This is a genomic window from Streptomyces sp. NPDC050448, assembly GCF_040655295.1.
GTDB lineage: Bacteria > Actinomycetota > Actinomycetes > Streptomycetales > Streptomycetaceae > Streptomyces.
This window is the reverse complement of record NZ_JBFAJR010000001.1, coordinates 443,127-469,470: the sequence shown is the minus strand read 5'-3', so window position 1 is coordinate 469,470 and position 26,344 is coordinate 443,127. Positions and strand designations below refer to the sequence as shown.

Here is a 26,344-nt window from a genome sequence, read left to right as displayed (position 1 = left end):
ATCGCCGGGCGGCCCTCATCCACGTGCCACGTACACAAGGAGACCCGCCTTGATACGCCCCGCCGCAGGAGCGATCGCCGCCGCCCTGGCCGTGACGCTCCTGCCCGCCCTCCCGGCAGTGGCCGCCGCGCCGCCTGCCCCGCCCTCGGATGCGAAGCTGGCCGCCGAGCCCGCACGCCACGACCTGACCCGGGACCAGTTCTACTTCGTCCTCCCGGACCGGTTCGCGAACGGCGATCCGCGCAACGACACCGGCGGCCTGACCGGCACCCGGCTCGAGACCGGGCTGGACCCGACGGACAAGGGCTTCTACCAGGGCGGCGACCTCAAGGGCCTGACCGACCGGCTCGACTACATCAAGGGGCTCGGCACCACCGCCATCTGGATGGCGCCGATCTTCAAGAACCAGCCGGTGCAGGGGAAGGGGGCCGATGTCTCCGCCGGGTACCACGGGTACTGGATCACCGACTTCACCCAGGTCGACCCGCACTTCGGCACCAACGCCGACCTGGAGCGGCTGATCGACAAGGCGCACGCGAAGGGGATGAAGGTCTTCTTCGACGTCATCACCAACCACACCGCCGATGTCGTCGACTACCGGGAGCAGTCGTACTCCTATCTGTCGAAGGGAGCCTTTCCCTATCTGACGAAGGACGGGGTGCCCTTCGATGATTCCGACTACGCCGACGGGAAGCTGAAGTTCCCCGCGGTCGGTGCCGGGTCCTTTCCGCGGACGCCGTTCGTGCCCGATGCGAAGAAGGGCCTGAAGGCTCCCGCCTGGCTCAACGACCCGACGATGTACCACAACCGGGGCGACTCCACCTTCGCCGGGGAATCCTCCGGGCAGGGTGACTTCTTCGGCCTCGACGACCTGTGGACCGAGCGTCCCGAGGTCGTCAGCGGGATGGAGAAGATCTACGAGAAGTGGGTCAAGGACTTCGCGATCGACGGCTTCCGCATCGACACGGTCAAGCACGTCAACACCGGGTTCTGGACGCAGTGGGCCACCGCCCTCGACAAGTACGCCGCCCAGCGCGGCCGGAAGAACTTCTTCATGTTCGGCGAGGTCTACTCCGCCGACACCGCCGTCACCTCCCCGTACGTGACGCGCGGGCGCCTCGACGCCACCCTCGACTTCCCGCTCCAGGACGCGATCCGCGCGTACGCCTCCCAGGGCGCGGCGGCCTCGCGGCTGGGCTCCGTACTGGCCGACGACTACCGGTACACCACGGACAAGGCGAACGCGTACGAGCAGGTCACCTTCCTCGGCAACCACGACATGGGCCGCTTCGGGAGCTTCCTGAAGCAGGACCGGCCGGGGGCGGGGGAGCAGGAGCTGCTGGACCGCTACCGGCTCGCCAACGAGCTGATGTTCTTCTCCCGGGGCAATCCGGTGATCTACTCCGGCGATGAGCAGGGCTTCACGGGCGCAGGCGGCGACAAGGACGCCCGGCAACCGCTGTTCGCCACGCAGGTCGCCGACTACCTGGACGACGACCAGCTCGGAACGGTGCGCACCCATGCGAGCGATGCTTACGATCCGGGACACCCGCTCTACCGGCAGATCAGTGCTCTCTCGAAGCTGACGAAGGACCACCCGGCCCTGCGGGACGGCGTTCAGAGTGAACGTTTCTCCGACGGTTCCGTCTACGCCTTCGCCCGTACGGACAGCCGTACCCGCACCGAGTACCTGGTCGCCGCGAACAACGGCACCCAGGCACGGACCGTCGAGCTCGACGCCCCGGCCGGCGCCCAGTACCGCACCCTGTACGGCGGCACCGCGCTGATCCGGTCCTCGGCCGCCGGCAAGCTGACCGTCACCGTCCCCGCCCTCGGCTCGGTGGTCCTCCAGGCCACCGCCCCCCTCGCGGCCCCCGCCGTCAAGCCCGCCCTGACCCTGAAGGCCCCGGCCGCCGGCGCGACCGGCACCGTCGAGCTGTCCGCCGACGTCACCGGCGGCGGCCTGAACCGGGTCGTCTTCGCCGCCCAGACCGGCACCGGGAAGTGGCAGGTCCTCGGCTCCGCCGACCACGCCCCGTACAAGGTCACCCAAGACGTCACGGCCCCGGCCGGCACCCCGCTGCGCTACAAGGCCGTCGTCGTCGACTCCGCCGGCCGCACCGCGAGCGTCCTCGCCGAGTCCGTCTCGGGCCAGGTCCCGCCCGTCCCGGTCCCCACCGCCACCCAGCGCGACTACGCGGTCGTCCACTACCACCGCCCCGACGGCGACTACACGAACCGGCGGCTGTACGCCTGGGGCGACCTCGCCGACGGCGAAGCCACCCCCTGGCCCGCCGGGCACGACTTCACCGGCCGCGACGCGTACGGCGCCTTCGCCTACGTCCGCCTCAAGCCCGGCGCCTCCTCCATCGGCTACCTCGTCATCGACAAGGACGGCAACAAGGACGTCGCCGCCGACCGCACCCTCGACGTGACCAAGAGCGGCGAGGTCTGGCTGGAGCAGGGCACGGAGGCGGCCCGCACCGACCGCCCCGCCTACCCGCCGCAGGACCAGGCCAAGGCCGTCCTCCACTACCAGCGCGCCGACGGCGCCTACGACGGCTGGGGCCTGCACGTCTGGACCGGCGCCGCGACCCCGACCGACTGGTCCAAGCCGCTGATGCCCGCCCGCACCGACTCCTACGGCGCGGTGTACGAGGTCCCGCTCGCGGCCGGCGCGACCAGCCTCAGCTACATCCTCCACAAGGGCGACGAGAAGGACCTCCCCACCGACCAGTCCCTCGACCTGAAGGCCACGGGCCACGAGGTCTGGATGCTGGGCGGCCGGGCCCCGTACCTCCTCCCGCAGCCCGCCGGCTCCTCGGCCGCCGTGGACCTCACCAAGGCCGAGGCCGTCTGGATCGACCGCGACACCCTCGCCTGGAACGCCCCCGCGGCCGCCGCCTCCGTACAGCTCCTCGCCTCCCGCGAAGGCACCGTCACCGCGGAGAACGGCATCCTGCACGCGAGCGGCGCGCAGTGGCTGCGCCTCACCAAGGCCGAGCTCACCGCCGCCCAGAAGCAGAAGTTCCCGCACCTGGCGACGTACGCCGCCTACTCCGTCGACCCGCGCGACCGGGACCGCGTACGGGAGGCCCTGCGCGGGCAGCTCGTCGCGAGCGCCCGCGCCGCGAACGGCGCCGTCCTGGCCGCCACCGGCGTGCAGCTCGCCGGCGTACTCGACGACCTGTACGCGAACACGGCCGCGCTCGGCCCGGTCTTCAAGGACGGCCGCCCCACCCTCTCCGTTTGGGCCCCCACGGCCCAGCAGGTCGCCCTCGAGCTCGACGGCCGCACCGTCGCCATGCACCGCGACGACACCACCGGCGTCTGGTCGGTGCGCGGTGAGCGCAACTGGACCGGCAAGCCGTACCGCTACGCCGTGACCGTGTGGGCCCCGAGCACCCGCCAGGTGGTCCGCAACCTCGTCACCGACCCGTACTCCACCGCCCTGACCACGGACTCCACGTACAGCCTGGCCGTCGACCTGGCCGACCCGAAGCTGGCCCCGCCCGGCTGGGGCGCCCTGCGCAAGCCCGCGCCCGTCCCCTTCACCTCGGCGCAGATCCAGGAGCTCCACATCCGCGACTTCTCGGTCGCGGACCGCACGAGCGCCCACCCCGGCCAGTACCTGGCCTTCACCGACACCGGTTCGGCGGGCATGCAGCACCTGCGCGCGCTGGCCGCGTCCGGCACCTCGTACGTCCACCTCCTGCCCGCCTTCGACATCGGCACGATCCCGGAGAAGGCCTCCGACCGCACCGAACCCGCCTGCGACCTGAAGGTGTACGCGCCGGACTCGCCGGAGCAGCAGGCCTGCGTGGCCGCCGCGGCCGCGAAGGACGCGTACAACTGGGGCTACGACCCGCTGCACTACACCGTGCCGGAGGGCTCGTACGCGAGCGACCCGAACGGCACGGCCCGTACGGTCGAGTTCCGCAGGATGGTCCAGTCGTTGAACGGGGCCGGCCTGCGCACGGTGATGGACGTGGTCTACAACCACACGGTGGCGTCCGGCCAGTCCGACAAGTCGGTGCTGGACAGGATCGTGCCGGGCTACTACCAGCGGCTGCTGGCGGACGGCTCCGTCGCCAACTCCAGCTGCTGCGCCAACACGGCTCCCGAGAACGCCATGATGGGCCGCCTCGTCGTGGACTCGATCGTCACCTGGGCCAGGGAGTACAAGGTCGACGGCTTCCGCTTCGACCTGATGGGCCACCACCCGAAGGCGAACATCCTGGCCGTCCGGGGGGCCCTCGACGCCCTGACCGTCGCCAAGGACGGCGTCGACGGCAAGAAGATCATCCTCTACGGGGAGGGCTGGAACTTCGGCGAGGTCGCGGACGACGCCCGCTTCGTCCAGGCCACGCAGAAGAACATGGCCGGTACCGGCATCGCCACCTTCTCGGACCGTTCGCGCGACGCGGTCCGCGGCGGCGGCCCCTTCGACGAGGACCCGCGCGTCCAGGGCTTCGCCTCGGGCCTGTTCACGGCCCCGAACGCGTCGCCCGCGAACGGCACCGCGGACCAGCAGCGGGCCCGGCTCCTGCACGCCCAGGACCTGATCAAGGTCGGGCTGTCCGGCAACCTCGCCGCGTACACCTTCACGGACAGCGCGGGCCGGCACACCTCGGGCTCCGGGGTGGACTACAACGGCGCCCCGGCCGGATACGCGGCGGCCCCGGGCGACGCCCTCTCCTACGCGGACGCCCACGACAACGAAACCCTGGCCGACGCCCTGGCGTACAAGCTCCCGCAGGGCACCTCCACCGCCGACCGGGCCCGGATGCAGGTCCTGGCGATGGCCGTCGGCACCCTCTCGCAGGGCCCGTCGCTGTCCCAGGCGGGTACGGACCTGCTCCGCTCGAAGTCCCTGGACCGCAACTCGTACGACAGCGGCGACTGGTTCAACGCCGTCCACTGGGACTGCCGCGACGGCAACGGCTTCGGCCGGGGCCTGCCGCCGGCCGCCGACAACGGCTCCAAGTGGCTGTACGCGAAGCCCCTGCTGACCGGCCCGGTACCCGCCTGCGCCGACATCACGGGCGCCTCGTCGGCCTACCGCGACCTGCTGAAGATCCGTACGACGGAACCGTCCTTCGCCCTCACCACACCGGAGGCGGTCCAGGCCGCGCTGGCCTTCCCGCTCTCCGGCAAGGACGAGACCCCGGGGGTGATCACCATGACCCTCGGCGACCTGGTGGTGGTCTTCAACGCCACCCCCGCCACCCAGCCCCAGCGCATCCCGGCCCTCGCGGGCACCGCCTACGCCCTGCACCCGGTCCAGGCGGCCGGAGCCGACCCCGCGGTCAAGCAGGCGACGTACGACGCACGGACAGGAGAGTTCACCACCCCGGCCCGCACGGTCGCCGTCTTCACCCGGAACCTCACACGACGGTGAGCTGATCGAGCCGCTTCTCCAGCAGGATCACCCCGTACACCCGTCCGTCCTTGCCCTCCTTGTGGGGGAACTCCCCGACCACCCGGTAGCCCGCACGCCGGTAGTACGCGAGCAGCCGGGGGTTGGTGGAGACGCAGTCCAGCCGCGCCCGCGGCAATCCGGACCCGGCGATCCGGCGCTCGGCATGTTCGAGCATCCGGCGTCCGGCCCCCGCGGGCGCGGTTTCGCGTTCCACCATCAGCCGGTGCACGTAGCCGGCGACCGGCGGCTGCACGCCCCAGGCCTCCTCGTCGGACCACCACAGCTCGTACGCGCCGATGATCCGCCCGTCGGCGTCCCCCGCGAGCCACACCTCGCCCTCGCGCATCTTCGCCAGGAAGTGCGCGGCGTCCTTGTCCCCCGGCTTCCACTGGTCGATCCCGTGCTTGCGCATCCACCGGGCGGCCTGGTCGTACAGGGCCACCAGCGTGGAGGCGTCCTTCTCCACGGCCCGCCGGAACAAGATCCCTTCATCAATGATCACGGGCGTATTATCACGCGGATGATCACCGGGGTCCGGTCGCCGGGGCCGCTCGCGGGGGGCAGGCCGGCGGGGCCGGTTACCCGGGGCCGGTCATCGGGGGGCGGGCACCCCGGGCTCCACCGTTGCCGGGACGAGCGCCCCGAGCCGCCCGACCAGCTCGCCGAAGGGCCCGTCGGCCGGCTCGTCGGCCAGGATCCGTCCGAGGATGCCGGCCATCTCCGCGTCGTACGCGGCGCTTACGGCGGCCAGCGCGGCGAAGTCGTGCACGAGCTGCAGCTCCAGCTCGGCCCGCGGGATCTTCCGCTGCTCCAGCCAGATCAGCGCGGTGGATTCCGCCAGCGACACCCACGACCGCACCACGAGCTCCAGCCGCGCGGGCGGCCTCTCGATCCCGATGTGCGTGACGATCTGCTGGTACGCGGCGTGCCGGACCTCGTCGATCATCGCGTTGGTCCGGTTGCTCCCGACCGCCGGCCCGCCGCGCATCAGCGCCGAGAAGCCGGGCCCGTGATCGTCGACGAACGCGAAGAACCGGCCCATGACGCGCAGCAGCCGTGCCCCGAGCGGGCCCTCCTGCGGCTCCACGAACCGCTGCGCGAGCTCATCGGCGGCGCGCCGCAGGGCGGCCTCGTACAGGCTCAACTTGCCCGGAAAATAGTGGTAGACGAGCGGCCGGGATATCCCGGCGGCCGCCGCGATCTCGTCGATCGACACATCGTCGGGCGACCGGTGGCTGAACAGCTCCAGGGCCACCCCGATCAGCTGCTGCCGCCGCTCCTCGACACCCATCCTGCGTCGCGTCCCGGTTGTCATGCGGACACCCTACTGGGCCCTCCCCACCCGACGCCCGGGCGGGCGCTGCGGCCCTGGATGGCGGGGGATGTCGGACTGTTGGGTGATTTATGGACCGGACGGTTTCCCGTCATCCGCAAATGCGCCAACTCGCTTGCCCTGTATGCCAGTTGATAGCCGCCTTACATCCGCGGATGCGATGTCTGCGTGATCGCGTCATCGTCCGGGGCTCTGGGGAGGCCCCGTGTTATCGGGGATGGGGACCATGTCTGCACTCAGAGGCGGGCGGCTCCGCCGTGCCATGGCTGTCGCGTTCGGCGCGGTGCTCATGGCCGGTGTCGTGCCCGCATACGCACCGACAGCCGCCGCGGATACAGCCGCGGCGCCCGCGCCGACGGAGACGCAGAAGGCGCTCAAGGCGGCAGCGAAGTCCGGCAAGCCGGTCGAGCTGCTCGCCGAGCGCGGCGAGTTCACCACCACATACGCAAATCCGGACGGCAAGTCCTTACGGCTCGACCAGTCGGTCGTACCCGTACCCGTACCCGTACCCGTACGCGTCAAGGCCAAGGGCGGCGACTGGGTCGTACCCGACGCAACCCTGGAAATTCGCCCCGACGGCACCATCGGGCCGAAGGCGGCCGTCGCCGGGCTGAGCTTCTCGGGCGGCGGCGACCAGGCGAACCTCGTCACCATCGCCCGCGGTCCGCACTCCATGTCCCTCGGTTGGCAGGGCAGGCTGCCCGTACCCGTCCTCGAAGGTGACAGCGCGGTGTACACGGAGGTGCCCGGCATCGACCTGCGGATGACCGCGACCACAGAGGGCTTCCGCGAGGTCCTGATCGTAAAGACGCCGGACATCCGGATCGGGCGGGCGCAGCCGCCCAGGGAGCCGATCTGCCGGGCCAGGGGCGCTAGGTGTCCGGCGGCGGCGAGCTTGGCCAGCCTGGCGGTCAGCCGCGCCCGGCGTTCCAGCGCCGAGCCCCTGTGCGCGGACGTGTCGGCCCTCCCGGCGTGCGCGGGTGCGGCGATCGCCCCGTTCGCGGGAGCGGACGTGGTTGCGGGGGAGGGGAGTTGGAGCTGTGCGGGCATGGGGACAGACCTCCGGCAGGGGGTGGGAGAAGAGGAGAGGTGGCTGAGGGGCGACCCGGGTGGTCGGCGCGTGAGGGAACCGTGCGCGTGGGCGGTGGGCCGGGGGCGTCTGACCTGGTCAGCGATGGTGATCACCGGCGGTGCGTGAAGGTAGCATCGCTTCAAGGGCGCATTCAAGTGCATCCCTCCTCATCTGTTTCGGTGGGTGGTTGGGATGCGGGTACTGTGGCCCTGGTTTTCTGGTTTGGACGGGCCGGTTTTCGGTGGTAGTGGCGCAGAGAAGGCGGGGTGACCTGCGGTGACGGTGGGGCGGCGGGGGCGTAGACCGGCGGGCGGCACGGTGCTGCTGACGTTCGAGGTCATCGCCGAGGCCCTGCGGGAGCGGATCCGCTCCGGCGGGCTGAAGCCGGGGGACGCGCTGCCGACGCAGGCCGTGTTGATGGCGGAGTACGGGGCCTCCAGCCTGTCTGTGCAGAAGGCCATGGCCCTGCTGAAGCAGGACGGCTACGCGATCTCCCGGCCCGGCAAGGGAGCCTTCGTCGCCCACCCCGACGCCGACACCGACGAAGACCCTGGCAGCCCGGACGTGGGGAACGCGCCCGTCGGCGGCATGGTGGCCCGCGTGGAGGCGCTGGAACAGGCACTGGCCGAGGCTGTCGGGCAGATCGCCGACCTCCGCACCCGCGTCGAGGCTGTGGAGCTGGGCGGCACGCACCAGGGTTGACCTGGGGATACTCCGCTCCACGGTCACTGGGTCGGGTGAGATTCCCGGCCCTCGACACGTCGTGCACGGGGCGCGGATAGGGTCAGCTCGGGACCAGGGCCCGGCCGGGGCGGTGGTCGTGTCGACGCCCGGGGTGCCGGGGAGGCAGACTGGCCGGGGAGTCGTAGAGGCAGGGAGGTGGCCATGTCGGTGCAGTCGGTCCACATGGAAGGCGCGGGCGAGCGGGTGCCGCGCAATGCCGAGGGGATCGCGGCGGCGTTGTCCGGGGCGAGGCGGATGGAGTTCTACCGCGAGCTGTTGGCGGCGGCGCCGCAGGAGGCGGAGGCGGTGCTGCGGCACTGGTGGTGCGAGGCGGTGCTCGACACCGACCAGGCGCGCGGCGACCAGCTCACCGCTGCCGCCCTCGCTGGCACGCTGTCCCTGCGCAGCGTGGCCGACGCGGTCGAGGCCCGGCGCGCGGCAGGGCTGCCCGTTGAGTGACTCCGGGACGCCGTACGACGATGGCGAGGACGGGGCCGAGGACGACGATGGGTGGCCCTGCTACCTGTCTCCTGAGGTCGAGGCCCTGTTGCAGGATCCGGCCGTGACCGGCGAGGTCTTCAGCGCCATCGTCTCCGCCACCGTACGGATCAACACCACCTGCGGCCTGGTCCCCGGCAGCACGGCCTCCGAGCGTTGGCCCCAGCAGCGACGGATGCCGCTCGGGCCCGGCGGCTCCCTCGGCGTCGCCGAGTACGTCATCGTCGCCGACGCCCCCGAACCCCACTGCGTCATCACCCGCGTCCAGCTCTACTGACCAGCCACCCCACCCGAGCACGCTCCCCCGCGACGCCGGCCGCAGGCGTGCGTCCAGATTTTCTTCGAGGTTCAAGGCGGGCTCCGCCCGTTGGAGGTGGCCCGACGTCGCCGACCGACCCAGACCGGACCAGCACCCGAGGTCCTCGCGGATGTCGGCGGTCAGCGGTCAGCCGCGTCGTGGGCGGGTTCGACTCGTGCCCGATGGGAGCAAGTTGTGGGGTAAGCGCTGCTTACCCGAGCACCGCCCAGGGTCGGAGCAAGTTGTGGGTTAAGGACTCCTTGCGCCCTTGCGGAGCAAGTTGTCGCCTGCGACCGTCCTACGGTCGGATCGCGGGCACAGGGTCGGCCAGAGGTCCGACCCTCCGTTTCCACCGCCGGGCCCGCCGAGGGCGGTGTCCGACGCAGCCCCGACTCCGCAGCGCAGGCTCCCGCCGACCCGCCGACCGTTCCTGTGCCGAGCGACCAGACCGTGCGCAAGCCCGCCGAGTGCCGGGACGCCCGCAGGCAGCAGTCCGAACTCGCCCCCCGCGCGATCGGGACGATCAGGACGCCGGCAGCTCGGCGACCTCGGGAACGTCGCGGAACGCCCGCAGCCGGTCCAGCACGATCCGTGCGGGCTCCGTGGTACGTTCGCTGCCGCTCTGCCCCAGGGAGAGCATCCGGCCAGCGGTCCCGACTGCGGCCTCGGGGTCGTTTAGGGTGGTCAGGGCTGGTACTCGTAGCCGATGGTGAACCGGGGCGGCAGGCACCATTCCCCGTACTCGATGATCCCTTCCGAGTCCGACCATCGGTGAGCACCGGCCAGGATCGGTGAGCCGACGGCTAGCCCCAGCGCACTCGCCTCGCGGGCGTCGGCGGGGCGGGCGTGCATGTCGTCACGGGCGTGAGTGATCGTGCGGCCGGTGGCTTCGAGTACCCGCGCGGACAGCCCGTGATTGCGGCCCGGAGCGGTGTTCAGCAGATCGGGGACCAATGCGGCGAACGGCGCTGGGTACCAGGTCACCGCGAACACGGTCCGCGTCTTGCCCCGACCGGCCAGCCACTCGCGCCGGACCACCTGGTCCCCGGTCTCCAGATCGAAGATCTCCGCCACGTACAGCGGCGGGGCGATCAGCTCAGCGGCCGTCACACGGCTTGTCTCTCCCTCCGCCAGGAACGACTTCACCCGCTGGACCCTGGCCAGCCGGTCGCGCGCCGACAGAGTCCACCTCGGGTCATCGGCGACGAACGTACCCCTGGGGGTGGTGCGGATGAAGTTCTCGACCTGGAGGGCTTGCAGGGCACGAGACACGGTGGCGGCTGCGGCCTGCCACTGCCCGGCGATCTCCCGGTTGGTCGGCAGCTTGGCACCCGGCGCGAGCTCGCCCGACAGGATGCGCTCCCGGAAGTGATCAGCGATCTTCGTGAACGTCTTGGGACTGGGCATAAGGCTGCCCCTCCAATGAATTGACGCGCTGTCAGTGAGGGCACACTAGTGCACTACGAACCGTAGCGGGAGTGCTTCGGCCACTCGAATACTGAACTAGAGCACCGACCTGTCAACAGGTCAGCCATGTGACGTTCGAAGGGTGGCGACGCACCATGAGTGAGCCGACCAGGTACTCGACTGCACCTGTTGAACTGCCGCTGCGACTGGATCCGGACCCGGCCCCGGTCGAAGGCTGTGCAGGCTGCACCGAACTGGCCAACGTACGCGACCGCGCACGCATGGTCGGCGACATGACGACCGTGACCGACTGCAACGTCTACATGCGACGCCACCCCGAGGGTCACCAGTGACCGCCCGCGCCGTGTACCGGCACGTACCCCACACCATCCGGCATGTCCCCGACGGCGGCATCACCTACGAAGCGTTCTGCGTCACCGCAGGGTGCTACGCCGAATCCGGCCCGCACGACGAGCGAGAGGCAGCGCAGGATTGGGCGCTGCGACACACCGGCCGCACCAGCCATGACCTCTTCCGGCGCGTCGTCACTGACCACGCGAAGGTCACCTGTGCCGATTGAGCCTGCGGGCGGCCACCCAACCTCATACTCGGTCAGCTGGTGCGCCCGACGTGGTGATGGCTGCCCGGATTTTTGAGTAGGGAAGTCAACTGCACGGCTCGGCTGTGCCGCCTCGGGGCCGGCCTGGGTGTAGGGGTGTGCTTGGCGTCAGAGGTCGAGGACCAGGTGGTTGTCCTTGGCGCGGGAGACGCACAGGAGCATCGAGTCCTCGTGTTCCCGGTCCGTGAGGAGTTCGTCGCGGTGGTCCACCTCGCCTGCGAGGACGCGGTGTTGGCAGGTGCCGCAGAAGCCCTGTTCGCAGGAGTACGGGGTGGCGGGGAGCTCGCGGCGGACCGCGGTCAGGGCGGATTCGTCCGCCGCGACCTCGATCGTGCGGCCCGAGCGGTGGAGTTCCACCGTGAAGGGGCGGCAGGTTCCGGTCGCCGAGGGTGGAGTGAAGCGTTCCAGGTGGACGGCCGAAGGGTCCGGGGCTGCCGCCCGGACCGCCGTCATCAGGGGGTCCGGGCCGCAGCAGTAGACCAGCGTGCCGGGGGCGGTCCCGGCGAGCGGGGACAGGTCGGGGAGGCCCGCCTCGTCCTCCGGGACGATCGTGACCCGGGGGCCGTAGGCCGAGAGTTCGCTCAGGAACGGCATCGTGGCGCGGCTGCGACCGCCGTACAGGAGGGTCCAGTCCGCGCCCGCCGCCGTGGCCGCGCGCAGCATCGGGAGGATCGGGGTGATGCCGATGCCGCCCGCGATGAAGGCGTAGGACGGGGACGGGACCAGCTCGAAGCGGTTGCGCGGCGGGCGCAGTTCCAGTTCCGCGCCCTCCACCAGCTGGGCGTGCGCCTCGCGGGAGCCGCCGCGGCCGTCCTCGATCAGGCGGACCGCGATCGTGTGGCGGCCCGCGTCGGCCGGGTCGCCGCAGAGGCTGTACTGGCGGATCAGGCCCGAGGGGAGCCGTACGTCCACGTGTGCGCCCGGGGTCCACGGCGGGAGCTCCGGGGATTCGAGGGTCAGGGCCATGACCCCGTCCGCCGGCTCCGTACGGGACACGATCAGGGCGGGCAGCCAACGGCGCGGGGAGTACCCGGAGACCGGGGTCTCCAGTGCCGGGAGGGGCCACAGGGGGGAGCGGGCGATGCGCCCCCGCAGGGCGCGGCGGGCCAGCAGGGCCGCGCCCGCCAGCGCCGCCGCCTTCAGGGCGCGGCTCATGCCGTGGCACCGCCGTTCGCGCCGGGGGAGGAGGCCAGGTAGGCCACGGCCTGGGCCGTCGAGCCCTCCTGGGACGGGTGGTACGTACGGGAGAGGTACGTCGGGATCGACTTGAGCATCGCGCCCGTCGAGGGGAGCGTGCCCTGCCGGCCCGCCCGGAAGAACTGGCCGAACGAGGCCTTGGCGCCGGTCGGCTCCGGGTCGTTCTCCATGAAGAAGCGGGCGCCCCGCTGCCACAGGAAGACGAGCGCCGTGAACGCGGTGGCCCAGGTCCGGGCCCGCCGGCGGTAGCTGCCGTCCACGTGCATGAAGAGGTCGAAGGCCACCGAGCGGTGCTCCACCTCCTCCGCGCCGTGCCAGCGCAGCAGGTCCAGCATCACGGGGTCCGCGCCCCGACGGTCCAACTCGTCCGCGTTGAGGACCCAGTTCCCGAGGAACGCCGTGTAGTGCTCGATCGCCGCGATCACCGCGACCCGCTCCATGAGCCACCAGTGCCTGGCCTTGCCCGGGGGCAGCGTCCGGTCGCCCAGCAGCTTCTCGAAGAGCCAGTCCACCTGCGCCGTGTAGGGGGTCGGGTCCAGGCCCAGGCGCTTCAGGTGGGGGAGTACGTCGTCGTGCGCGGCGGCGTGCATGGCCTCCTGGCCGATGAACCCGACGACGTCCGCGCGCAGCCGCTCGTCCTTGATGTACGGGAGCACCTGCTTGTAGACGTGCACGAACCAGCGCTCGCCCGCGGGCAGCAGCAGGTGCAGCACGTTGATGGTGTGCGTGGCGAACGGGTCGCCGGGCAGCCAGTGGAGCGGGGTGCCCTCCCAGCCGAAGGACACGTTCCGCGCCTTGAGCTCGATGTGTTCCGACGCCACGGGGGCGGGCGCGAGCGGCGTATTAGACATGGCGTCAATGTACTGAGGGGTAGGGGAGGGGAAAACCCCTCTGCGGCCACCACTTCACGCACTTCACGCAAGAGTCCCCCGGGCGCGTGCGCGCCCGGGGGACTCCGGTCTGTCGCCGGGCTCTGCCGCCCGGCTCGTGCGGCTAGGGGGTGTCCGGCCCTGATCCGCCGGACACCCCCTTAGCGCTCGGCGTGCCCGCTCGCGAGGGCCCACTCGCGGTTGAGCGTGCCCAGCGGGATCTTGCGCTCGAAGAGCGGCGTGCCGAACAGGGAGAGCTGCAGGTGGAGGTTTCCGCTCAGGTCGAAGCCGCCGTACACCGCCCAGGCGCCGCTGAGGGAGGTCTTGCCGTCGCTGGACGCGCTCGCCTTGACGTCGGCCTCGCCGCGCAGGTACGGGGCGAAGTCCGCGCTGACGCCGACGGCCCCGTACAGGCCGACGGAGGCCTCGGCGCCGAGCGCGCCCTTGACCTTGCCGGCGGCGGTGACGGTCGCCGTGACCGGCGTGCTCTTGACGTTGGACTGGCTGACCGGCGTCCAGCCCTTGCCCAGCGCGTAGCTGCCGCCGACCTTGAAGTCGCCCTTGACGTCCTGCTGGACGTCGAGGGTCACGCGGCCGTCGGCCTCCACCTGGACGTAGCAGGTCAGGTCGAGGTTGACGACGACCGGGACCGGGCCGACCTGGATGACCGGGGCGCTGTGCAGCTTGGCGAACGGGATCCGCTTGGGCGCCCCGGTGCTCGCGGCGGCGCGGCCCTGGAGCTTCCACTGCGAGGACCAGTCGCCGCTCATGCCGAGGAAGGCGCCGCGCGGGCCGGAGCCGCCGCCCGTGCTGCCGTCGTACGAGAACTCCACCTGGGGGGCGAGCTGGACGAAGCCGGAGACCGAGGCGCCGGCCGAGGCGGGGGCGTCCGGGGCGGTGTCGACGGCGGCGTTCACGTCGAGCCGCAGGTTGCCCAGCGGCAGCTTGGCGCTCTGGGGGCCGAACTTCACGCCCCCGGTCTTGGCCCAGGAGAAGGTGACGCCCTTCAGCAGGGGCTCGACGGTGACCGACGACGGGTCGACGGGGACCTTGCCGTCGGCCTTGTCGTCGTTGAGGACGGAGGCCAGCGTCGTGGAGGCGGTCTTGACCTCGGTGCCGCGGTCGGTCTTCCCGACGACCTCGGTGACCTTGGCGAGCAGGCCGTTGGGGGCACCGGGCGCCGGCGCACTGGCGATGACGTCGCCCACCGCGACGGGCTTGTCGGCCTCGGGGGACTTGCCCGCCTCGGGGGACTTGCCGGCCCCGGCGGACTTGCCCGGCGAAGGCGAATGGGCGGGCCCCTGCGGGGCCTTGGCTATGACGGCCCGTCCGCTCGCCTGGTCGTAGGAGGCGACCTTCAGCGAGGACTTTTCGGTCTTGCCCTTTCCGTCGGCGCGGGCCACGGCCGCCGGTGTGGGCGTCCCCTGGGGTGCCGCGGCCACGTCGAGCTGCTGCGACGTGCCGTCGGACGTGGGCGCGAGGGTGACGGGGGCGGCCGCGTCGGCGGCGCCGGTGTGTGCTGTCGAGGAACAGCCGGTGGCGGTGAGCGCCAGGGTGGTCAGGCCGGGGAGCAGGAGGCGTCGGGCGAGCGTGCGCACGTGGGTGACCTTCGGTACGTGAGGGGTGTGGGGGGTTACCGCGTGGTAACCGGAATCAGATCATGCCATGTGCGCACTGCGGCAGTCATGTCCGGATCCCGCCAACTCCCCGGCCGTTCTTGACGGTTGAAGATTCACCCACCTGTCGGGGCTACTTGAGCACCCCCGCCTTCGTGCCGTCCGTGAGCCTGCCCGCCAGCTCCACCTGCGCGCCCTCCGGCGCCTTCACCGCCAGCCGGTTGCCGTTCGCCGACCCGCTCACCCCGCCGCCCGACACCGACAGCGACGCGAACTGCGCACTGCCCGCCGCCAGCACGTACCACTGGCCCGCCTTCGACTTCCACAGCACGCCCGCCAGCACCCGCGGCTCCCGCGGCCCGCACGCCGGCGAGCCCTCCGCCTTCGCCGCCTGCGCCGCCAGCGGGGCGCCCGGGGTCAGGAACTGCGCCTGCACCCGGTCCTCCGTACCCGACCAGGTCTGCGCCCGGGTGCACAGCCAGCTCGCCGTGCCGTCGCCCTCGGGCAGCGGCTGCTTCGCGTACGTCCAGGCGTTCACGCCGCTGACCCCGTGCGAGCGGACCGACGGCAGCAGGCACGCGATCCGAGACCAGTCGCCGAGCTCCGCACCCTCCGCCGCGTCGCGCTCCGCGCCGGGCGCGCCCGAGGTCAGCCGGGCCGGGGTCAGCTCGCCGAGGTCGGTGACCAGCCGGGTGGAGCCGTCGCCGGTCAGGGTCAGGGCGTTCCAGCCGGTGCAGTTGCCCGACGGGGCGGGGCTCGCCACCGGCGGTGTGATCCCGTCCCGGCTCAGCTTCAGCGCCGTCGGGGCGTCACCGGGCTTGAGCAGGTCCCGCAGCCCCACCCCGGTGACCCACGGCGCGGTCAGGTAGCGGACGTTGCCGTCGACGCGGCTCAGCACCAGCGCGGTCGCGGTGTCCGCCGAGGCGCCGTCGGTCCGGGCGAAGTCGAGGGCGGCGACCGAGGTCCCGGTGCGGGGTTCGGCATACCGGACCACGCGCAGTCCGTCGTAGAGCAGGACCACGACCGCCTGGTCGACGGTGCCCGCGAACAGCAGCTGCGGCGGGCCCATCGGCGGTCCGGGCGGCGTGCCGGGGGTGGCCGAGGCGACCACGGACCGGCCCGGCCGGGCCCAGACGGCCAGCGCGCGGCGCAGCAGTTCGGCGTCGTCGGCGCGGTCGCCGCGGGCGGGCCAGGTGGAGAAGCCCGTACGGGAGGACGTACGCCAGAGGGTGGGCGCGACCCGGACCAGCTTCCCCGGATCCAGGGCCTGTTCCGCCGCCGCGTTGCGCGCGTACGGCGGGGCGGCGGCCCCGTCCGCGCCCCAGCCGCCGCCGGGCAGCGCGAGCAGCGCCCCGCACACGGCGAGGGCGGCCGCGGCGGCCAGCCCGGCCCGCGCGAACCGGCGCCGGCGCAGCAGGTCGGTGGGCCGCGCCTGGAGCACGCACGGATCGAACTCGGGGGAGGCGAACAGGGCGTCGTTGGCCGGATCCCCCGATTCCGCGACCGCGGCGGCGGGGTTCGCGACCCCGGCCTCGGTGAGCACCCGGAGCACCTCGGGCTCCGGCAGCCGCTCCAGAGCGCGCAGTACGCAGGCCGCCCGGCCGGGCCCGTCGAGGGTGGCCAGCCACTGGTCCAGGGCCAGCTCCTCGGCCCCGCCGGAGCGCGGGAACAGCCGCAGCCCCCACACCTGGGGGAGCAGCGGAGGCAGCTGAGCCCGCCGGGGCAGCGCCCGGAAGGTCAGTGGAAGCCCGGCCTCCAGGGCGGCGCGCAGCACCCTCAGCCGGACGTACGCGTACCCGGACTCGGCGCCCGCGGTCCCGCGCTGGCCCGGAACCCCGCCCTGTACCGCGGTCTGTACCGCGGCCTCGGCGGCGGCCCCGCGCCGCCCGCGCGGCAGTGCCCGCTGGGCCAGCGAATGGGCGGTGAGCACCCGCCGGTTGCGGCCGAGGGCGGGTGGCAGCACCAGATAGGCGAGCCGCACCAGCCGCGGGTAGTGCTCGACGATGGCGGCCTCGGCCAGCTCGACGTCGGGCGGCACGGGAGTCGGGGGGCGGGTGGCGGTATCCGGCGCAGTCACGTTCAACAGAACGAGCGAATCACCGGATGGTCACCCGCCCGCAGGTCACACGTTCGGGTCGAATGCCGGCCGCGGGCGGGTCTGGGCAGGTCCGGATCAGGCCGCCAGGCGGGCTCGCAGCGCCTCGACCGTCTCGTCGGGGACGCCGAGGCCCTCGCGCACGTACTTCTCCATCGAGCCGTACCGCGTGTTCACCTCGTCGAGCGCGGCCTCCAGGTACTCGGGGAACACGCCGATCAGGCCCAGCGCGATGTCCGGGTTGCCGCCGGCGACGGTGAAGCCCTCGATCAGCGGCGCGAAGGCCTGCTTGACCGCGGGATTCACGGAGAGGTACTCGGCCATCAGGGTCTCGTCGTCCGCGCCGAGCAGCGACAGGACGACGGTCGCGCCCCAGCCCGTACGGTCCTTGCCGGCCGTGCAGTGGAACAGCAGCGGGCCCGCCTGCGGGTCCGCGAGCTCGGTGAGCAGGGTCCGGTACGAGGCCTGCGCGGAAGCGGTCGTCACGAAGGACCGGTAGGTCTCGGCGAAAAGGGCCTGGACCTTGCCGCCGCCCAGGTGCTCCTCCGCCATTGCCGGGTCGGACAGCAGGTCCTTGAGCTGCGTGGCGGCCGGGATCTTCCCGGAGCTCAGCTTGTCGGCGAGGACGTCGCGGACGAGCAGGCGGGCGCCCTGCGGTATCCGGTCCGGGTGGTCGGCGCGCTCGGCGTCGGTGCGGAAGTCGATGACCGTACGCAGGCCCAGTGCGGCCACGACCGGGTCGGCGTCGACGTCGAGCCGATCGAGCTGGCCGGAGCGCAGGGCCAGGCCGGGGCGGACGGTGCGGCCGCCGGAGAGGGGGGTGCCGCCGAGGTCGCGGAGGTTGGCGACGGTGGTGGAGGGGGTGGTGGTCGTCATCGTGGCGGCTCCAGCGGTGTGCATAGGGCGTGGGCGGTGCGGGTGGTGCAGGCAATGCCGAGGGTCCGGGTGTCCGGGTGTCCGGGTGGGGCGGGTGGTCCGGGTGGTCCGGGTGGGGCGGATCGTGTGAATGGTCCGGGTGGTGTGCAGTCACCCGATTTTCGGATGTTTCGGCCCGGATAGGTAATCGAGGGCGAGCGAGAGCCCGACCCCGATCCCCAGGGCCGCCAGATGCCCGGCGTCCGTGAAGGTCCGCTCCCGCTTCAGCACCGGCCGCGCGGCGAGCGCCAGCAGCCCCACCCGGGCGGCCGTACGGACCCGGCCGCGCGGCAGGGCGGAGGTCAGTGCGCCGAGCACGGCGTTGAATCCGTAGCTGGTCCCCACGTCCACGGCCCGCCGGGTCAGCGGATCGGCCGTCCGGCGCAGGACGCCGTACACGAGGAGCGTCGCCGCGGCATGCCCGAACAGGAACACCGCGGCCGTCCACCAGGCCCCGTACGCGTATTCCGCGTACCCGAGGACCGCGACGAGCAGCAGCGCGTACGGCAGCGGCATGGGCTCCTCGACGACGAAGGCGCTGCTCAGCAGGGTCTCCCAGCGGCCGGCGGCCAGGTTGTCGACATGCGTCGAGCAGCCCCGCAGCACCCGGTCCCGCTCGGCCGTCCCCAGCCTCTCCAGCGCGTACGCGCCGAGCTGGACCCCGCCCGCATACACCGCACCGAGCGTCGGCGGGGGCCATGGCAGTGAATTCATCCGATCATGATCGGATACAGCCCTCGGACTGGCGGAACCGGGTCCCGTGCGAGCATGTTCCTGCCATGTCTGAAATCCCCGCGCCGTTGCGCGTCGCACGGGCCGCGATGTTCGCGGCGGTGTGCACCGCATTGGGTGCTGTGGGGCATTCCTACATGTCTGACGCGGATATTCCCCTGATGGGCCTTCTGGGTGCTTTCGGGGTGACCGGCGGGCTCGCGTGGCTCGGAGCCGGGCGGCGCCGCGGGCCCGTGGGGATCAGCGCGGCGCTGCTCGCCGTCCAGGGCGTACTGCACCTGATCTTCGCCGACAGCCAGGCGGGGTCCGCCGGCCACCCCGGCCGGACCGCACAGGCCGTGCCCGTGCCCGTCCACCTGCCCGCGCCGATGCCCGGGCACCACCACCTGGCGGCCACGGCGCTGCCGGAGGCGACGGCCGGAGCCGCCGGTGCGGGCTCCATGGACGGCATGGCCGGGATGGCGGACACGAGCGGGATGGCCGGCATGGCCGACATGGCCGGGCACGCCGGCCTCGGCATGATCGCCGCGCACGTGCTCGCCGGGCTGTTCTGCGCGGCCTGGCTGGCGTGGGGCGAGGCGGCCGTGTTCCGGCTGGCCGCGGTCCTCGGCGCCGCCGGACTGCTGGCGGCCCGGCCGCTCGCCCGCGCGATCGCACTGGTCCGGGCCCGTGTGGCCCCCGTACCGCCGCCGCCCGCACCGCGCCCCTCGCACGAACCCCCGCGCAGGCTGCGCGGGGCCGTGCCCGCCCACGCCCTGGTGCGCCGCGGCCCGCCCGGGTGGCGAGACACCCACGCCACGGCCCCCGGCCGTCCTGCCTGCGCCTGACCGGCGCACCTCCTCCATCGGCGAGGCGGCGAGACCCGGGGCCGGTTCACCCCTGTCTTCGCCAACGCCTAGGACCCACATGTCCCTTGAAGAGGTTCAGGACGTCCGCACCCCGGACGCCGACGCACCCGACGCAGCTGCCGCACCCGACGCATCCGCCACACCCGACGCATCCGCCAGAGCCGGAGCTTCCTCGAATCCCGGCACCTGGGCGGCCCTGCGGCCGCTGCTCCTGCGCATGCACTTCTATGCCGGAATCCTGATAGCCCCGCTGCTGTTCCTCGCCGCCGCCACCGGCCTGCTGTACGCCGGCTCCTGGCAGGCCGAGAAGATCGTCTACTCCGATGAACTGACCGTCACCAAGGTCGGCGAGAGCGCGCTGCCGCTCAGCGCCCAGGTCGCGGCCGCCCGGGGCGCCGCGCCCGAGGGCAAGGTCGTGGGCGTGTGGCCCGCGCCCGACGCCGAGGCGACCACCCGCGTGATCATGGAGGTCCCGGGGCTGGAGGAGGGTCAGACCCGGACCGTGTTCGTGGATCCGTATACGGCCCACGTCAACGGACAGCTGACCACCGCAGGTGACGCGCTGCCGCTGCGGGCCTGGCTCAGCGAGTTCCACTCCAGCCTCCAGCTGGGCGAGTTCGGCCGGAACTACAGCGAGCTCGCCGCGAGCTGGCTGTGGGTCGTCGCACTCGGCGGACTCGCCCTGTGGATCGGCCGCCGCCGGTCCCGCAAGGCTCTGCTCGTCCTGCCCGACCGCGCCGCCACCGGCCGCCGCAAGACCCTCTCCTGGCACGGGGCCGTCGGCCTCTGGGCCGTCACCGGACTCGTCGCCCTCTCCGCCACCGGCCTGACCTGGTCGAAGTACGCGGGCGAGAACATCGGGCAGCTCCAGGACAGCCTCGGCGGCGCCACCCCCTCCCTGTCCGCCGCCCTCGCGCCCGGTTCGGGCTCCGGCTCCGACGAGCACGCCGGTCACGTCATGACCGAGGGCATGGAGATGCCCCCGCCGCCGCCCACCGCGGACATCGGCATCGACAAGGCCGTGGCCGCCGCCCGCGCCGCCGGGGTCACCGAGGAGCTCCGCGTCACCCTGCCCGCCCGGGGCAAGGGCTACGTGATCAAGGAGCAGGACAAGCAGCTGCCGGTCCACCTCGACTCCGTCGCCGTGGACCCCGCCGACGGCCGGATCATGGACGAACTGCGCTTCGCCGACTACCCCGTCCTCGCGCAGCTGACGCGCTTCGGCATCGACCTGCACATGGGGAAGACCTTCGGCCCCGCCAACCAGATCGCGCTCGCCGCGCTCGCCGTCGCGCTGATGTTCCTGGTCTTCTGGGGCTACCGGATGTGGTGGCTGCGCCGCCCCACCAAGGACCGCACCCTCTCGGCCGGCCGCGCCCAGCCGCGCGGAGCCTGGCGCAAGGTGCCGCTGACCGTGCTGCTCCCGCTCGCCGCCGGGGTCGCCGTGGTCGGGTGGTTCGTACCGCTGCTCGGCATCAGCCTGGTCGCCTTCCTGGCGGTCGACGTGCTGCTGGGGGTGCTCGCGACGCGCCGCGCCAAGGCGGCCACCGCCGCTTAGGACGTCTCGGTCCGTCCCGAAGGCCCGGTGGGCCCGTACTCCCTCGCGGAGTACGGGCCCACCGTCGTGCGCGGCGCCGCGCCGTGCCGAACGGGCGCTCAGGGGGCGTACTTGTAGCCCACCCGGCGCACCGTCTGGATCGCGCCGCGGTGCGCCGCGCCCAGCTTGCGGCGCAGGCGGGCGACGTGGACGTCCACGGTCCGGCCGTCACCGACGTGACCGTAGCCCCAGACCGTGGTCACCAGCTGGTCCCGGGTGTGCACGCGGTGCGGGTGCGCCACCAGGTGGGCGAGCAGCTCGAACTCCAGGTACGTCAGGTCGAGTACCCGGCCTTCGATCTCGGCGGAGCGCTGCGCCGCGTCGATGCGGACGAGCGCGTCCTCGGTGGTGACCGGGGCGGGCCGGGGTGCGGCCGGGGCGGGAACGGACTGCGGGGCGAAGGCGATCGGCGGCTGCTGGTCCGCCGGTACGAGGACCAGGTAGCCGACCATCGGCGGCTGGCCCGGCAGCGTCGGCAGGGTGTGCTGGGGCGCGGGCAGCCAGGTGGCGCCGGGCGGCAGGAGGTCGACCACGCGGGCGACCTCGTTCCGGTCCACGGCGCGCAGCCGGTGGCGCGGACTGGGCGGGTAGGCGAGGGGCGCGGTCGCAGCGGAGGCGGCGGAGGCGGCAGAGGTCAGGGAACGGGTGTGAGACATGAGTGGTCAGCTCTTTCACGCGGAGTGGTCGGCAGGAGACGTACGTACGTCGTCGCGTTCCGCGCAGACCGAAGGCCTCGGGGAAGGGTCTGGTGGGAGATCCCGGAAGGCTTTAGAGGGCCGGCGCGTTCTTCGCGCGGCAACACACCCGGTCGAAATCGTGGTCCTGACGGGAGGGCCAGAACGGCTCGAGGTCGCTGCGACCGTTCGAGGTGTGCGAGTGGCTGGCCATGGGCCCATTGAAGCAGATGCAGGAGGTGCGGGGCAGGTCGCGTCTCAGGTAGTGGAGCGGAATCTCAAATTCCGCGAGCATTCCCCGAGTCGCCGTGGACAACACCGGACAAACCGTCACCCGGCGACCCGGGTCCGGGCGTCCGGACCGATGGCCCGTATCGCATGCTGGTCGGATGCGTGGACGCACAAACGGACAAACGCGCAACGCACAATGCGCAACGCGCGACGCCCGCCGGGCCACAGGGCTCGGCGGGCGTCGCGTCGTGGTGCGGGAGAGGCCGGGTCCTAGACCAGGCCCTCCTTCTGCAGGCTCGTGCAGCAGGTGTCCGTGATCAGGCGGGTCACCACGTACGGGTCCACGTTCGCGTTCGGGCGGCGGTCCTCGATGTAGCCCTTGCCGTCCTTCTCCACCTGCCACGGGATGCGGACCGAGGCGCCGCGGTCGGAGACGCCGTAGCTGAACTCGTTCCACGGGGCGGTCTCGTGCAGGCCCGTCAGGCGCTCGTCGATGCCGGCGCCGTAGTTCTTGACGTGGTCCAGCGGCTTCGAGCCCTCGCCCAGCGACTCGCACGCGGTGATGATGGCGCGGTAGTCCTCGCGCATCGCCTTCGTGGAGAAGTTGGTGTGCGCGCCGGCGCCGTTCCAGTCGCCCTTCACCGGCTTCGGGTTCAGCGTCGCGGAGACGTTGAAGTCCTCGGCGGTGCGGTAGAGCAGCCAGCGCGCGATCCACAGCTGGTCGGAGACCTCCAGCGGACCGACGGGGCCGACCTGGAACTCCCACTGGCCGGGCATGACCTCGGCGTTGATGCCGGAGATGCTCAGGCCCGCCGCGAGGCAGTGGTCCAGGTGCTTCTCGACGATCTCGCGGCCGAAGATCTCGTCCGAGCCGACACCGCAGTAGTAGCCGCCCTGCGCGGCCGGGAAGCCGCCCACGGGGAAGCCGAGCGGCCGGATGCCGTCGAAGAAGGTGTACTCCTGCTCGATGCCGAAGATCGGCTCCTGGCCCGCGAACTGCTCGGCGATCGGACGCAGCAGCGCGCGGGTGTTCGACTCGTGCGGGGTCATGTCGATGTTCATGACCTCGCAGAGCACGAGGACGTTGTCGCCGCCGCGGATCGGGTCCGGGCAGGAGAACACCGGCTGGAGTACACGGTCGGAGGCGTGTCCCTCGGCCTGGTTGGTGCTCGATCCGTCGAAGCCCCAGATCGGCAGCGCGTCGCCGTCGGCCATGATCTTCGTCTTGGAGCGCAGCTTCGCCGTCGGCTCGGTGCCGTCGATCCAGATGTACTCAGCCTTGTAGCTCACGGGCCCCATCCTTCGGTGCGTCGCTGCGGCGCAGACTCTGCGGGTGCTGCGTTCGTGGTGCTGCGATTGCGTTGCTGTGTTGACCGCAGCGTGCCCGCTCGCGATTTCTCGTCCGTTGCCCATGTGTGAACCCCGTGTTACCGAGGTTTACGCCGCAGGTCGGGTGGGTTGTGCGGGTTGCTGGCAGCACACCCGTCCGAGTGGGGCAGACTGAGCAGGTGAGCATTTCGTACGATTTGACCTCGGCCGGTGACCCCATGGATTCCCCCCGCCCGCCGGCCCGCCCCCGGGTCGGCCTGCTGGGCACCGGCCCCTGGGCCCGCCGCACCCATGCCCCCGCCCTCGCCGCGCACGCCGGCTCCGATTTCGCCGGCGTGTGGGGCCGCCGCCCCGAAGCCGCCGCCGGGCTGGCCGACGCGTACGGCGTGAAGGTGTACGAAGACCCCGACGCGCTGTTCGCCGACTGCGACGTCGTGGCGTTCGCCCTGCCGCCGGACGTACAGGCCCCGCTCGCCGTGCGCGCCGCCGCGGCGGGCTGCCAGTTGCTGCTCGACAAACCCGTCTCCACCACCGTCGAGGACGCCCGCGCCGTGGCCGACGCCGTCGCCCGGCACGGCGTCGCCTCCGTCGTCTTCCTCACCCTGCGCTTCGCCGAGCCCGCCGCCGGCTGGGTCGCCGAGCAGGCCGGCCGTTCCGGGTGGTTCACGGCGAGCGCCCACTGGCTCGGCGCCGTCTTCCCGCCCGACGGCACGCCCAGCGCGTACGCCGACTCGCCCTGGCGCAAGGCCAAGGGCGGGCTCTGGGACGTCGGGCCGCACGCGCTGTCCGTCCTGATCCCGGTCCTGGGCGACGTCACGGCCGTCACCGCCGCCCGCGGGCCCTCCGACGTGGTCCAGCTCTCCCTGCGCCACGCCTCCGGCGCCGCCAGCACCGCCGTGCTCAGCCTGGGCGCGCCGGCCGCGGCGGCCGGGGTGGGGCTGGAACTGCGCGGGGCCGAAGGGGTGTTCTCGCTGCCCGACTGGACCGACGTACCCGGCGCGTACGGGCGCGCCCTGGACGCGCTGCTCACCGCGGTCCGGACCGGGGTGGCGGACCCGCGCGACGCGGAGTTCGCGGCCCGGCTGACGGAGATCCTGGCCGAGGCGGAGGCGCAACTGCCTGCCTGAGGGGGCGGGCCGGGCCGGGGCCGGGCGGCCGGGCCGAACCGGGGCTACGTGATGACGGCGTTGGCCACGATGACGGCCAGTCCGATGGTGGCGTCCGCGAGGCCGGCGGGGACTACCGCTCCGCCGTGCCCGCAAGCCGGCGGGGACTACCGCCCCTCCGTGCCCGCGCGCCCGACGGTCCCCGCCAGTGCCTCCACCGCCCGGCCGAACGCCGCTTCCGGCGACGCCGCGTACCCCACCACCAGTCCCTCCCGGCCCGCCCCGGCCGCAGCCGGATGCCGGTATTCCGACAGGCCGTCCAGCGCCAGGCCCGCCGCCCGGGCCGCCTCCAGCGCCGCGGCCTCCGTCCCCGGCGGGAGCTCCACGACCGCGTGCAGCCCCGCCGAGATCCCCGTCACCCGCAACTCCGGGGCGTGGGAGGCCAGTACGGAGACCAGCTGGTCGCGACGGCCGCGGTAGCGGTGGCGCATGCGGCGGATGTGGCGGTCGTACGCGCCGCACGCGATGAAGTCGGCCAGTGCCAGCTGGTCCAGGGCGCTCGCCCAGGACTCCCGCAGGCCCTTCGCCGCCAGGACCCGGTCCACCAAGTGGTCCGGCAGCACGAGCCAGCCCAGGCGGATCGCGGGGGAGAGGGACTTGCTCAGCGACCCCGCGTAGACGACGTGCTCGGGGGCCAGGCCCTGCACGGCGCCGACCGCTTTGCGGTCGTAGCGGAACTCCCCGTCGTAGTCGTCCTCCACGATCAGCCCGCCCGCCGTACGGGCCCATTCCACGACGGCGGCCCGCCGGGCCGGCAGCAGCCGGGCACCCGTCGGGAACTGGTGAGCCGGGGTCAGCAGCAGCGTGCGCGCCCGGGCCGGGATCCCGTCCGGGCGGGCGCCGTCCTCGTCGACCGGGACGGGGTGCGGGCGGACCCCGGCGGCTTCGAGGATGCCGCGGTGGAAGGGGAGCCCGTACTCCTCCACGGCCCAGTCGCGGGGCCGCAGCGACGCGAGGTGCCGCAGGCCGTTCGCGAAGCCGGAGCAGACCACGATGTTCTCCGGCCCGGTACGCACGCCCCGGGCCCGGGACAGGTACGCGGCCAGTGCCCGCCGCAACTCCGGGCGGCCCCGGGGATCGCCGGGCCCGAAGGCCTCGGTGGGGGCCTCGGCCAGGGCCCGCCGGGCGCTCGCGGACCAGGCGCCCCGCGGGAAGGACGCGGGGTCGGGCTTGCCCTGGAGCAGGTCGTGGCGGGGCCCCTCGGCGGCGGCCGGGGCCGGGCCGGCCGGGGCGGCGGCGGTGGCCGCCCCCTCGGCGACCCGGGTGCCGGAGCCCTGCCGGGCGGTGAACCAGCCCTCGGCCACCAGCTCGGCGTACGCGTCGGCGACGGCGTTGCGGGCCAGCCCGAGGTCGGCGGCCAGCGCCCGGTAGGCCGGCAGCCGGGTCCCGCCGGAGAGCCGCCCGCTGCGCACGGCTTCGCGCAGGGCCTGGGCGAGGGCGGTACGCCGGGCACCGTGCGCGGGAAGCTCGAGATGCAGGTCGGCGCCGATACCGGCGCCCGTGCCGGCCGCGGTGGCGGTGGCCGTGGTGCCGGCGCTCGTGCCGGGCGCGGTGGCGGCAGCGGTGGTGCCCGCGCCGGTGCCGGGCGCGGTGGCGGTGGTGCTCGTGCCGGGCGCGGTGTCGTCGGACGTCATGCCGGGAGCCTAGGCGGCCGCGCCGAGCCGCCGAAGGGGCCGTCCGCGCAGGTCGGCCCCGGTTCCGGC

General features: G+C 72.9%; 22 protein-coding genes. 10 read left to right on the top strand and 12 right to left on the bottom strand.

Annotated elements, in window-relative coordinates; translation table 11 throughout:
• Positions 1–49 precede the first annotated feature (49 nt).
• Entirely contained in the window at positions 50–5,401 is a 5,352-nt protein-coding gene (pulA, locus tag AB0I68_RS02185; protein ID WP_363175244.1) for a pullulanase-type alpha-1,6-glucosidase, read from the top strand.
• Here the strand turns inward: pulA and AB0I68_RS02180 are convergent.
• Together AB0I68_RS02180 and AB0I68_RS02175 are read right to left on the bottom strand one after the other, a co-directional pair.
• Positions 5,388–5,924: a GNAT family N-acetyltransferase gene (locus tag AB0I68_RS02180; RefSeq protein ID WP_363175243.1), complete on the bottom strand. Its 537-nt coding sequence runs from the start codon at positions 5,922–5,924 to the stop codon at positions 5,388–5,390. The two genes, pulA and AB0I68_RS02180, sit on opposite strands and share 14 nt — an antisense overlap.
• A gap of 90 nt (positions 5,925–6,014) precedes the next feature.
• Positions 6,015–6,737: a TetR/AcrR family transcriptional regulator gene (locus AB0I68_RS02175; protein ID WP_363175242.1), complete on the bottom strand. Its 723-nt coding sequence runs from the start codon at positions 6,735–6,737 to the stop codon at positions 6,015–6,017.
• Positions 6,738–6,981: 244 nt separating this feature from the next.
• On the opposite strand from AB0I68_RS02175, the gene AB0I68_RS02170 reads away from it, so the two are divergent.
• The 4 genes from AB0I68_RS02170 to AB0I68_RS02155 all read left to right on the top strand — a co-directional run bounded on the left by AB0I68_RS02170 (position 6,982) and on the right by AB0I68_RS02155 (position 9,325).
• Positions 6,982–7,953 (top strand): hypothetical protein, encoded by a 972-nt coding sequence (locus AB0I68_RS02170; protein ID WP_363175241.1) that lies wholly within the window; start codon positions 6,982–6,984, stop codon positions 7,951–7,953.
• Positions 7,954–8,145: 192 nt separating this feature from the next.
• Positions 8,146–8,529, top strand: coding sequence for a winged helix-turn-helix domain-containing protein (locus AB0I68_RS02165; RefSeq protein ID WP_363175240.1), 384 nt, complete (start codon positions 8,146–8,148; stop codon positions 8,527–8,529).
• Between the two features lie 183 nt (positions 8,530–8,712).
• Entirely contained in the window at positions 8,713–9,009 is a 297-nt protein-coding gene (locus AB0I68_RS02160) for a hypothetical protein (protein ID WP_363175239.1), read from the top strand.
• A complete protein-coding gene (locus AB0I68_RS02155; RefSeq protein ID WP_363175238.1) occupies positions 9,002–9,325 on the top strand; it encodes a hypothetical protein in 324 nt (107 codons plus the stop codon). Before AB0I68_RS02160 ends, AB0I68_RS02155 begins: the two co-directional genes overlap by 8 nt.
• Positions 9,326–10,030: 705 nt before the next feature.
• On the opposite strand, the gene AB0I68_RS02150 is transcribed toward AB0I68_RS02155, so the two are convergent.
• On the bottom strand, positions 10,031–10,753 hold the full coding sequence (locus tag AB0I68_RS02150) for a GntR family transcriptional regulator (protein WP_359179008.1): 723 nt from the start codon (positions 10,751–10,753) through the stop codon (positions 10,031–10,033).
• Positions 10,754–10,908: 155 nt separating this feature from the next.
• Between AB0I68_RS02150 and AB0I68_RS02145 the strand changes: the two genes are divergently transcribed.
• Positions 10,909–11,106 carry a hypothetical protein gene (locus AB0I68_RS02145; protein WP_363175237.1) on the top strand — a complete coding sequence of 66 codons (198 nt, stop codon included), beginning with the start codon at positions 10,909–10,911 and terminating at the stop codon, positions 11,104–11,106.
• The gene (locus AB0I68_RS02140) at positions 11,103–11,333 is read left to right on the top strand and encodes a hypothetical protein (protein ID WP_363175236.1); all 231 of its coding nucleotides are present in this window, start codon (positions 11,103–11,105) and stop codon (positions 11,331–11,333) included. The genes AB0I68_RS02145 and AB0I68_RS02140 overlap by 4 nt, the downstream gene beginning before the upstream one ends.
• 147 nt (positions 11,334–11,480) lie before the next feature.
• On the opposite strand, the gene AB0I68_RS02135 is transcribed toward AB0I68_RS02140, so the two are convergent.
• From AB0I68_RS02135 to AB0I68_RS02110, 6 genes are all read right to left on the bottom strand, one after another.
• Positions 11,481–12,527, bottom strand: coding sequence for a PDR/VanB family oxidoreductase (locus AB0I68_RS02135; protein WP_363175235.1), 1,047 nt, complete (start codon positions 12,525–12,527; stop codon positions 11,481–11,483).
• Positions 12,524–13,420, bottom strand: coding sequence for a metal-dependent hydrolase (locus AB0I68_RS02130; RefSeq protein WP_363175234.1), 897 nt, complete (start codon positions 13,418–13,420; stop codon positions 12,524–12,526). Before AB0I68_RS02130 ends, AB0I68_RS02135 begins: the two co-directional genes overlap by 4 nt.
• 179 nt (positions 13,421–13,599) lie before the next feature.
• The gene (locus tag AB0I68_RS02125; protein ID WP_363175232.1) at positions 13,600–15,036 is read right to left on the bottom strand and encodes a hypothetical protein; all 1,437 of its coding nucleotides are present in this window, start codon (positions 15,034–15,036) and stop codon (positions 13,600–13,602) included.
• Positions 15,037–15,187: 151 nt separating this feature from the next.
• On the bottom strand, positions 15,188–17,140 hold the full coding sequence (locus AB0I68_RS02120) for a hypothetical protein (RefSeq protein ID WP_363175374.1): 1,953 nt from the start codon (positions 17,138–17,140) through the stop codon (positions 15,188–15,190).
• A gap of 87 nt (positions 17,141–17,227) precedes the next feature.
• Positions 17,228–18,025 carry a tyrosine-protein phosphatase gene (locus AB0I68_RS02115; protein WP_363175231.1) on the bottom strand — a complete coding sequence of 266 codons (798 nt, stop codon included), beginning with the start codon at positions 18,023–18,025 and terminating at the stop codon, positions 17,228–17,230.
• Positions 18,026–18,175: 150 nt separating this feature from the next.
• Positions 18,176–18,778: a rhomboid-like protein gene (locus AB0I68_RS02110; protein WP_363175230.1), complete on the bottom strand. Its 603-nt coding sequence runs from the start codon at positions 18,776–18,778 to the stop codon at positions 18,176–18,178.
• 179 nt (positions 18,779–18,957) lie between these two features.
• Between AB0I68_RS02110 and AB0I68_RS02105 the strand changes: the two genes are divergently transcribed.
• Positions 18,958–19,623: a hypothetical protein gene (locus AB0I68_RS02105; RefSeq protein ID WP_363175229.1), complete on the top strand. Its 666-nt coding sequence runs from the start codon at positions 18,958–18,960 to the stop codon at positions 19,621–19,623.
• Positions 19,624–19,702: 79 nt separating this feature from the next.
• Complete coding sequence (locus AB0I68_RS02100; protein ID WP_363175228.1) at positions 19,703–21,202, top strand: PepSY domain-containing protein; 1,500 nt, start codon at positions 19,703–19,705, stop codon at positions 21,200–21,202.
• A gap of 98 nt (positions 21,203–21,300) precedes the next feature.
• On the opposite strand, the gene AB0I68_RS02095 is transcribed toward AB0I68_RS02100, so the two are convergent.
• Both AB0I68_RS02095 and glnII read right to left on the bottom strand, forming a co-directional pair.
• Positions 21,301–21,897, bottom strand: a complete 597-nt coding sequence (locus tag AB0I68_RS02095; RefSeq protein ID WP_363175227.1) for a winged helix-turn-helix domain-containing protein — start codon at positions 21,895–21,897, stop codon at positions 21,301–21,303.
• 519 nt (positions 21,898–22,416) lie between these two features.
• Complete coding sequence (glnII, locus tag AB0I68_RS02090) at positions 22,417–23,436, bottom strand: glutamine synthetase (RefSeq protein ID WP_363175226.1); 1,020 nt, start codon at positions 23,434–23,436, stop codon at positions 22,417–22,419.
• A gap of 257 nt (positions 23,437–23,693) precedes the next feature.
• Between glnII and AB0I68_RS02085 the strand changes: the two genes are divergently transcribed.
• Positions 23,694–24,602 carry a Gfo/Idh/MocA family oxidoreductase gene (locus AB0I68_RS02085; RefSeq protein WP_363175225.1) on the top strand — a complete coding sequence of 303 codons (909 nt, stop codon included), beginning with the start codon at positions 23,694–23,696 and terminating at the stop codon, positions 24,600–24,602.
• A 146-nt stretch (positions 24,603–24,748) separates the two neighbouring features.
• Here AB0I68_RS02085 and AB0I68_RS02080 read toward each other — a convergent pair whose 3' ends face one another.
• Positions 24,749–26,275: a PLP-dependent aminotransferase family protein gene (locus AB0I68_RS02080; protein ID WP_363175224.1), complete on the bottom strand. Its 1,527-nt coding sequence runs from the start codon at positions 26,273–26,275 to the stop codon at positions 24,749–24,751.
• Between the last annotated feature and the right edge of the window lie 69 nt (positions 26,276–26,344).

Bases quoted from the DNA above. Each gene is read 5' to 3' on its own strand.
- AB0I68_RS02085 (WP_363175225.1), top strand. From the start codon at position 23,694: ATGGATTCCCCCCGCCCGCCGGCCCGCCCCCGGGTCGGCCTGCTGGGC.
- AB0I68_RS02130 (WP_363175234.1), bottom strand. From the start codon at position 13,420: ATGTCTAATACGCCGCTCGCGCCCGCCCCCGTGGCGTCGGAACACATC.
- AB0I68_RS02115 (WP_363175231.1), bottom strand. From the start codon at position 18,025: ATGACGACCACCACCCCCTCCACCACCGTCGCCAACCTCCGCGACCTC.
- AB0I68_RS02095 (WP_363175227.1), bottom strand. From the start codon at position 21,897: ATGTCTCACACCCGTTCCCTGACCTCTGCCGCCTCCGCCGCCTCCGCT.
- AB0I68_RS02110 (WP_363175230.1), bottom strand. From the start codon at position 18,778: ATGAATTCACTGCCATGGCCCCCGCCGACGCTCGGTGCGGTGTATGCG.
- AB0I68_RS02170 (WP_363175241.1), top strand. From the start codon at position 6,982: ATGTCTGCACTCAGAGGCGGGCGGCTCCGCCGTGCCATGGCTGTCGCG.
- AB0I68_RS02135 (WP_363175235.1), bottom strand. From the start codon at position 12,527: ATGAGCCGCGCCCTGAAGGCGGCGGCGCTGGCGGGCGCGGCCCTGCTG.
- AB0I68_RS02160 (WP_363175239.1), top strand. From the start codon at position 8,713: ATGTCGGTGCAGTCGGTCCACATGGAAGGCGCGGGCGAGCGGGTGCCG.
- AB0I68_RS02100 (WP_363175228.1), top strand. From the start codon at position 19,703: ATGTCCCTTGAAGAGGTTCAGGACGTCCGCACCCCGGACGCCGACGCA.
- AB0I68_RS02175 (WP_363175242.1), bottom strand. From the start codon at position 6,737: ATGACAACCGGGACGCGACGCAGGATGGGTGTCGAGGAGCGGCGGCAG.
- AB0I68_RS02145 (WP_363175237.1), top strand. From the start codon at position 10,909: ATGAGTGAGCCGACCAGGTACTCGACTGCACCTGTTGAACTGCCGCTG.
- AB0I68_RS02105 (WP_363175229.1), top strand. From the start codon at position 18,958: ATGGGCCTTCTGGGTGCTTTCGGGGTGACCGGCGGGCTCGCGTGGCTC.
- AB0I68_RS02080 (WP_363175224.1), bottom strand. From the start codon at position 26,275: ATGACGTCCGACGACACCGCGCCCGGCACGAGCACCACCGCCACCGCG.
- AB0I68_RS02150 (WP_359179008.1), bottom strand. From the start codon at position 10,753: ATGCCCAGTCCCAAGACGTTCACGAAGATCGCTGATCACTTCCGGGAG.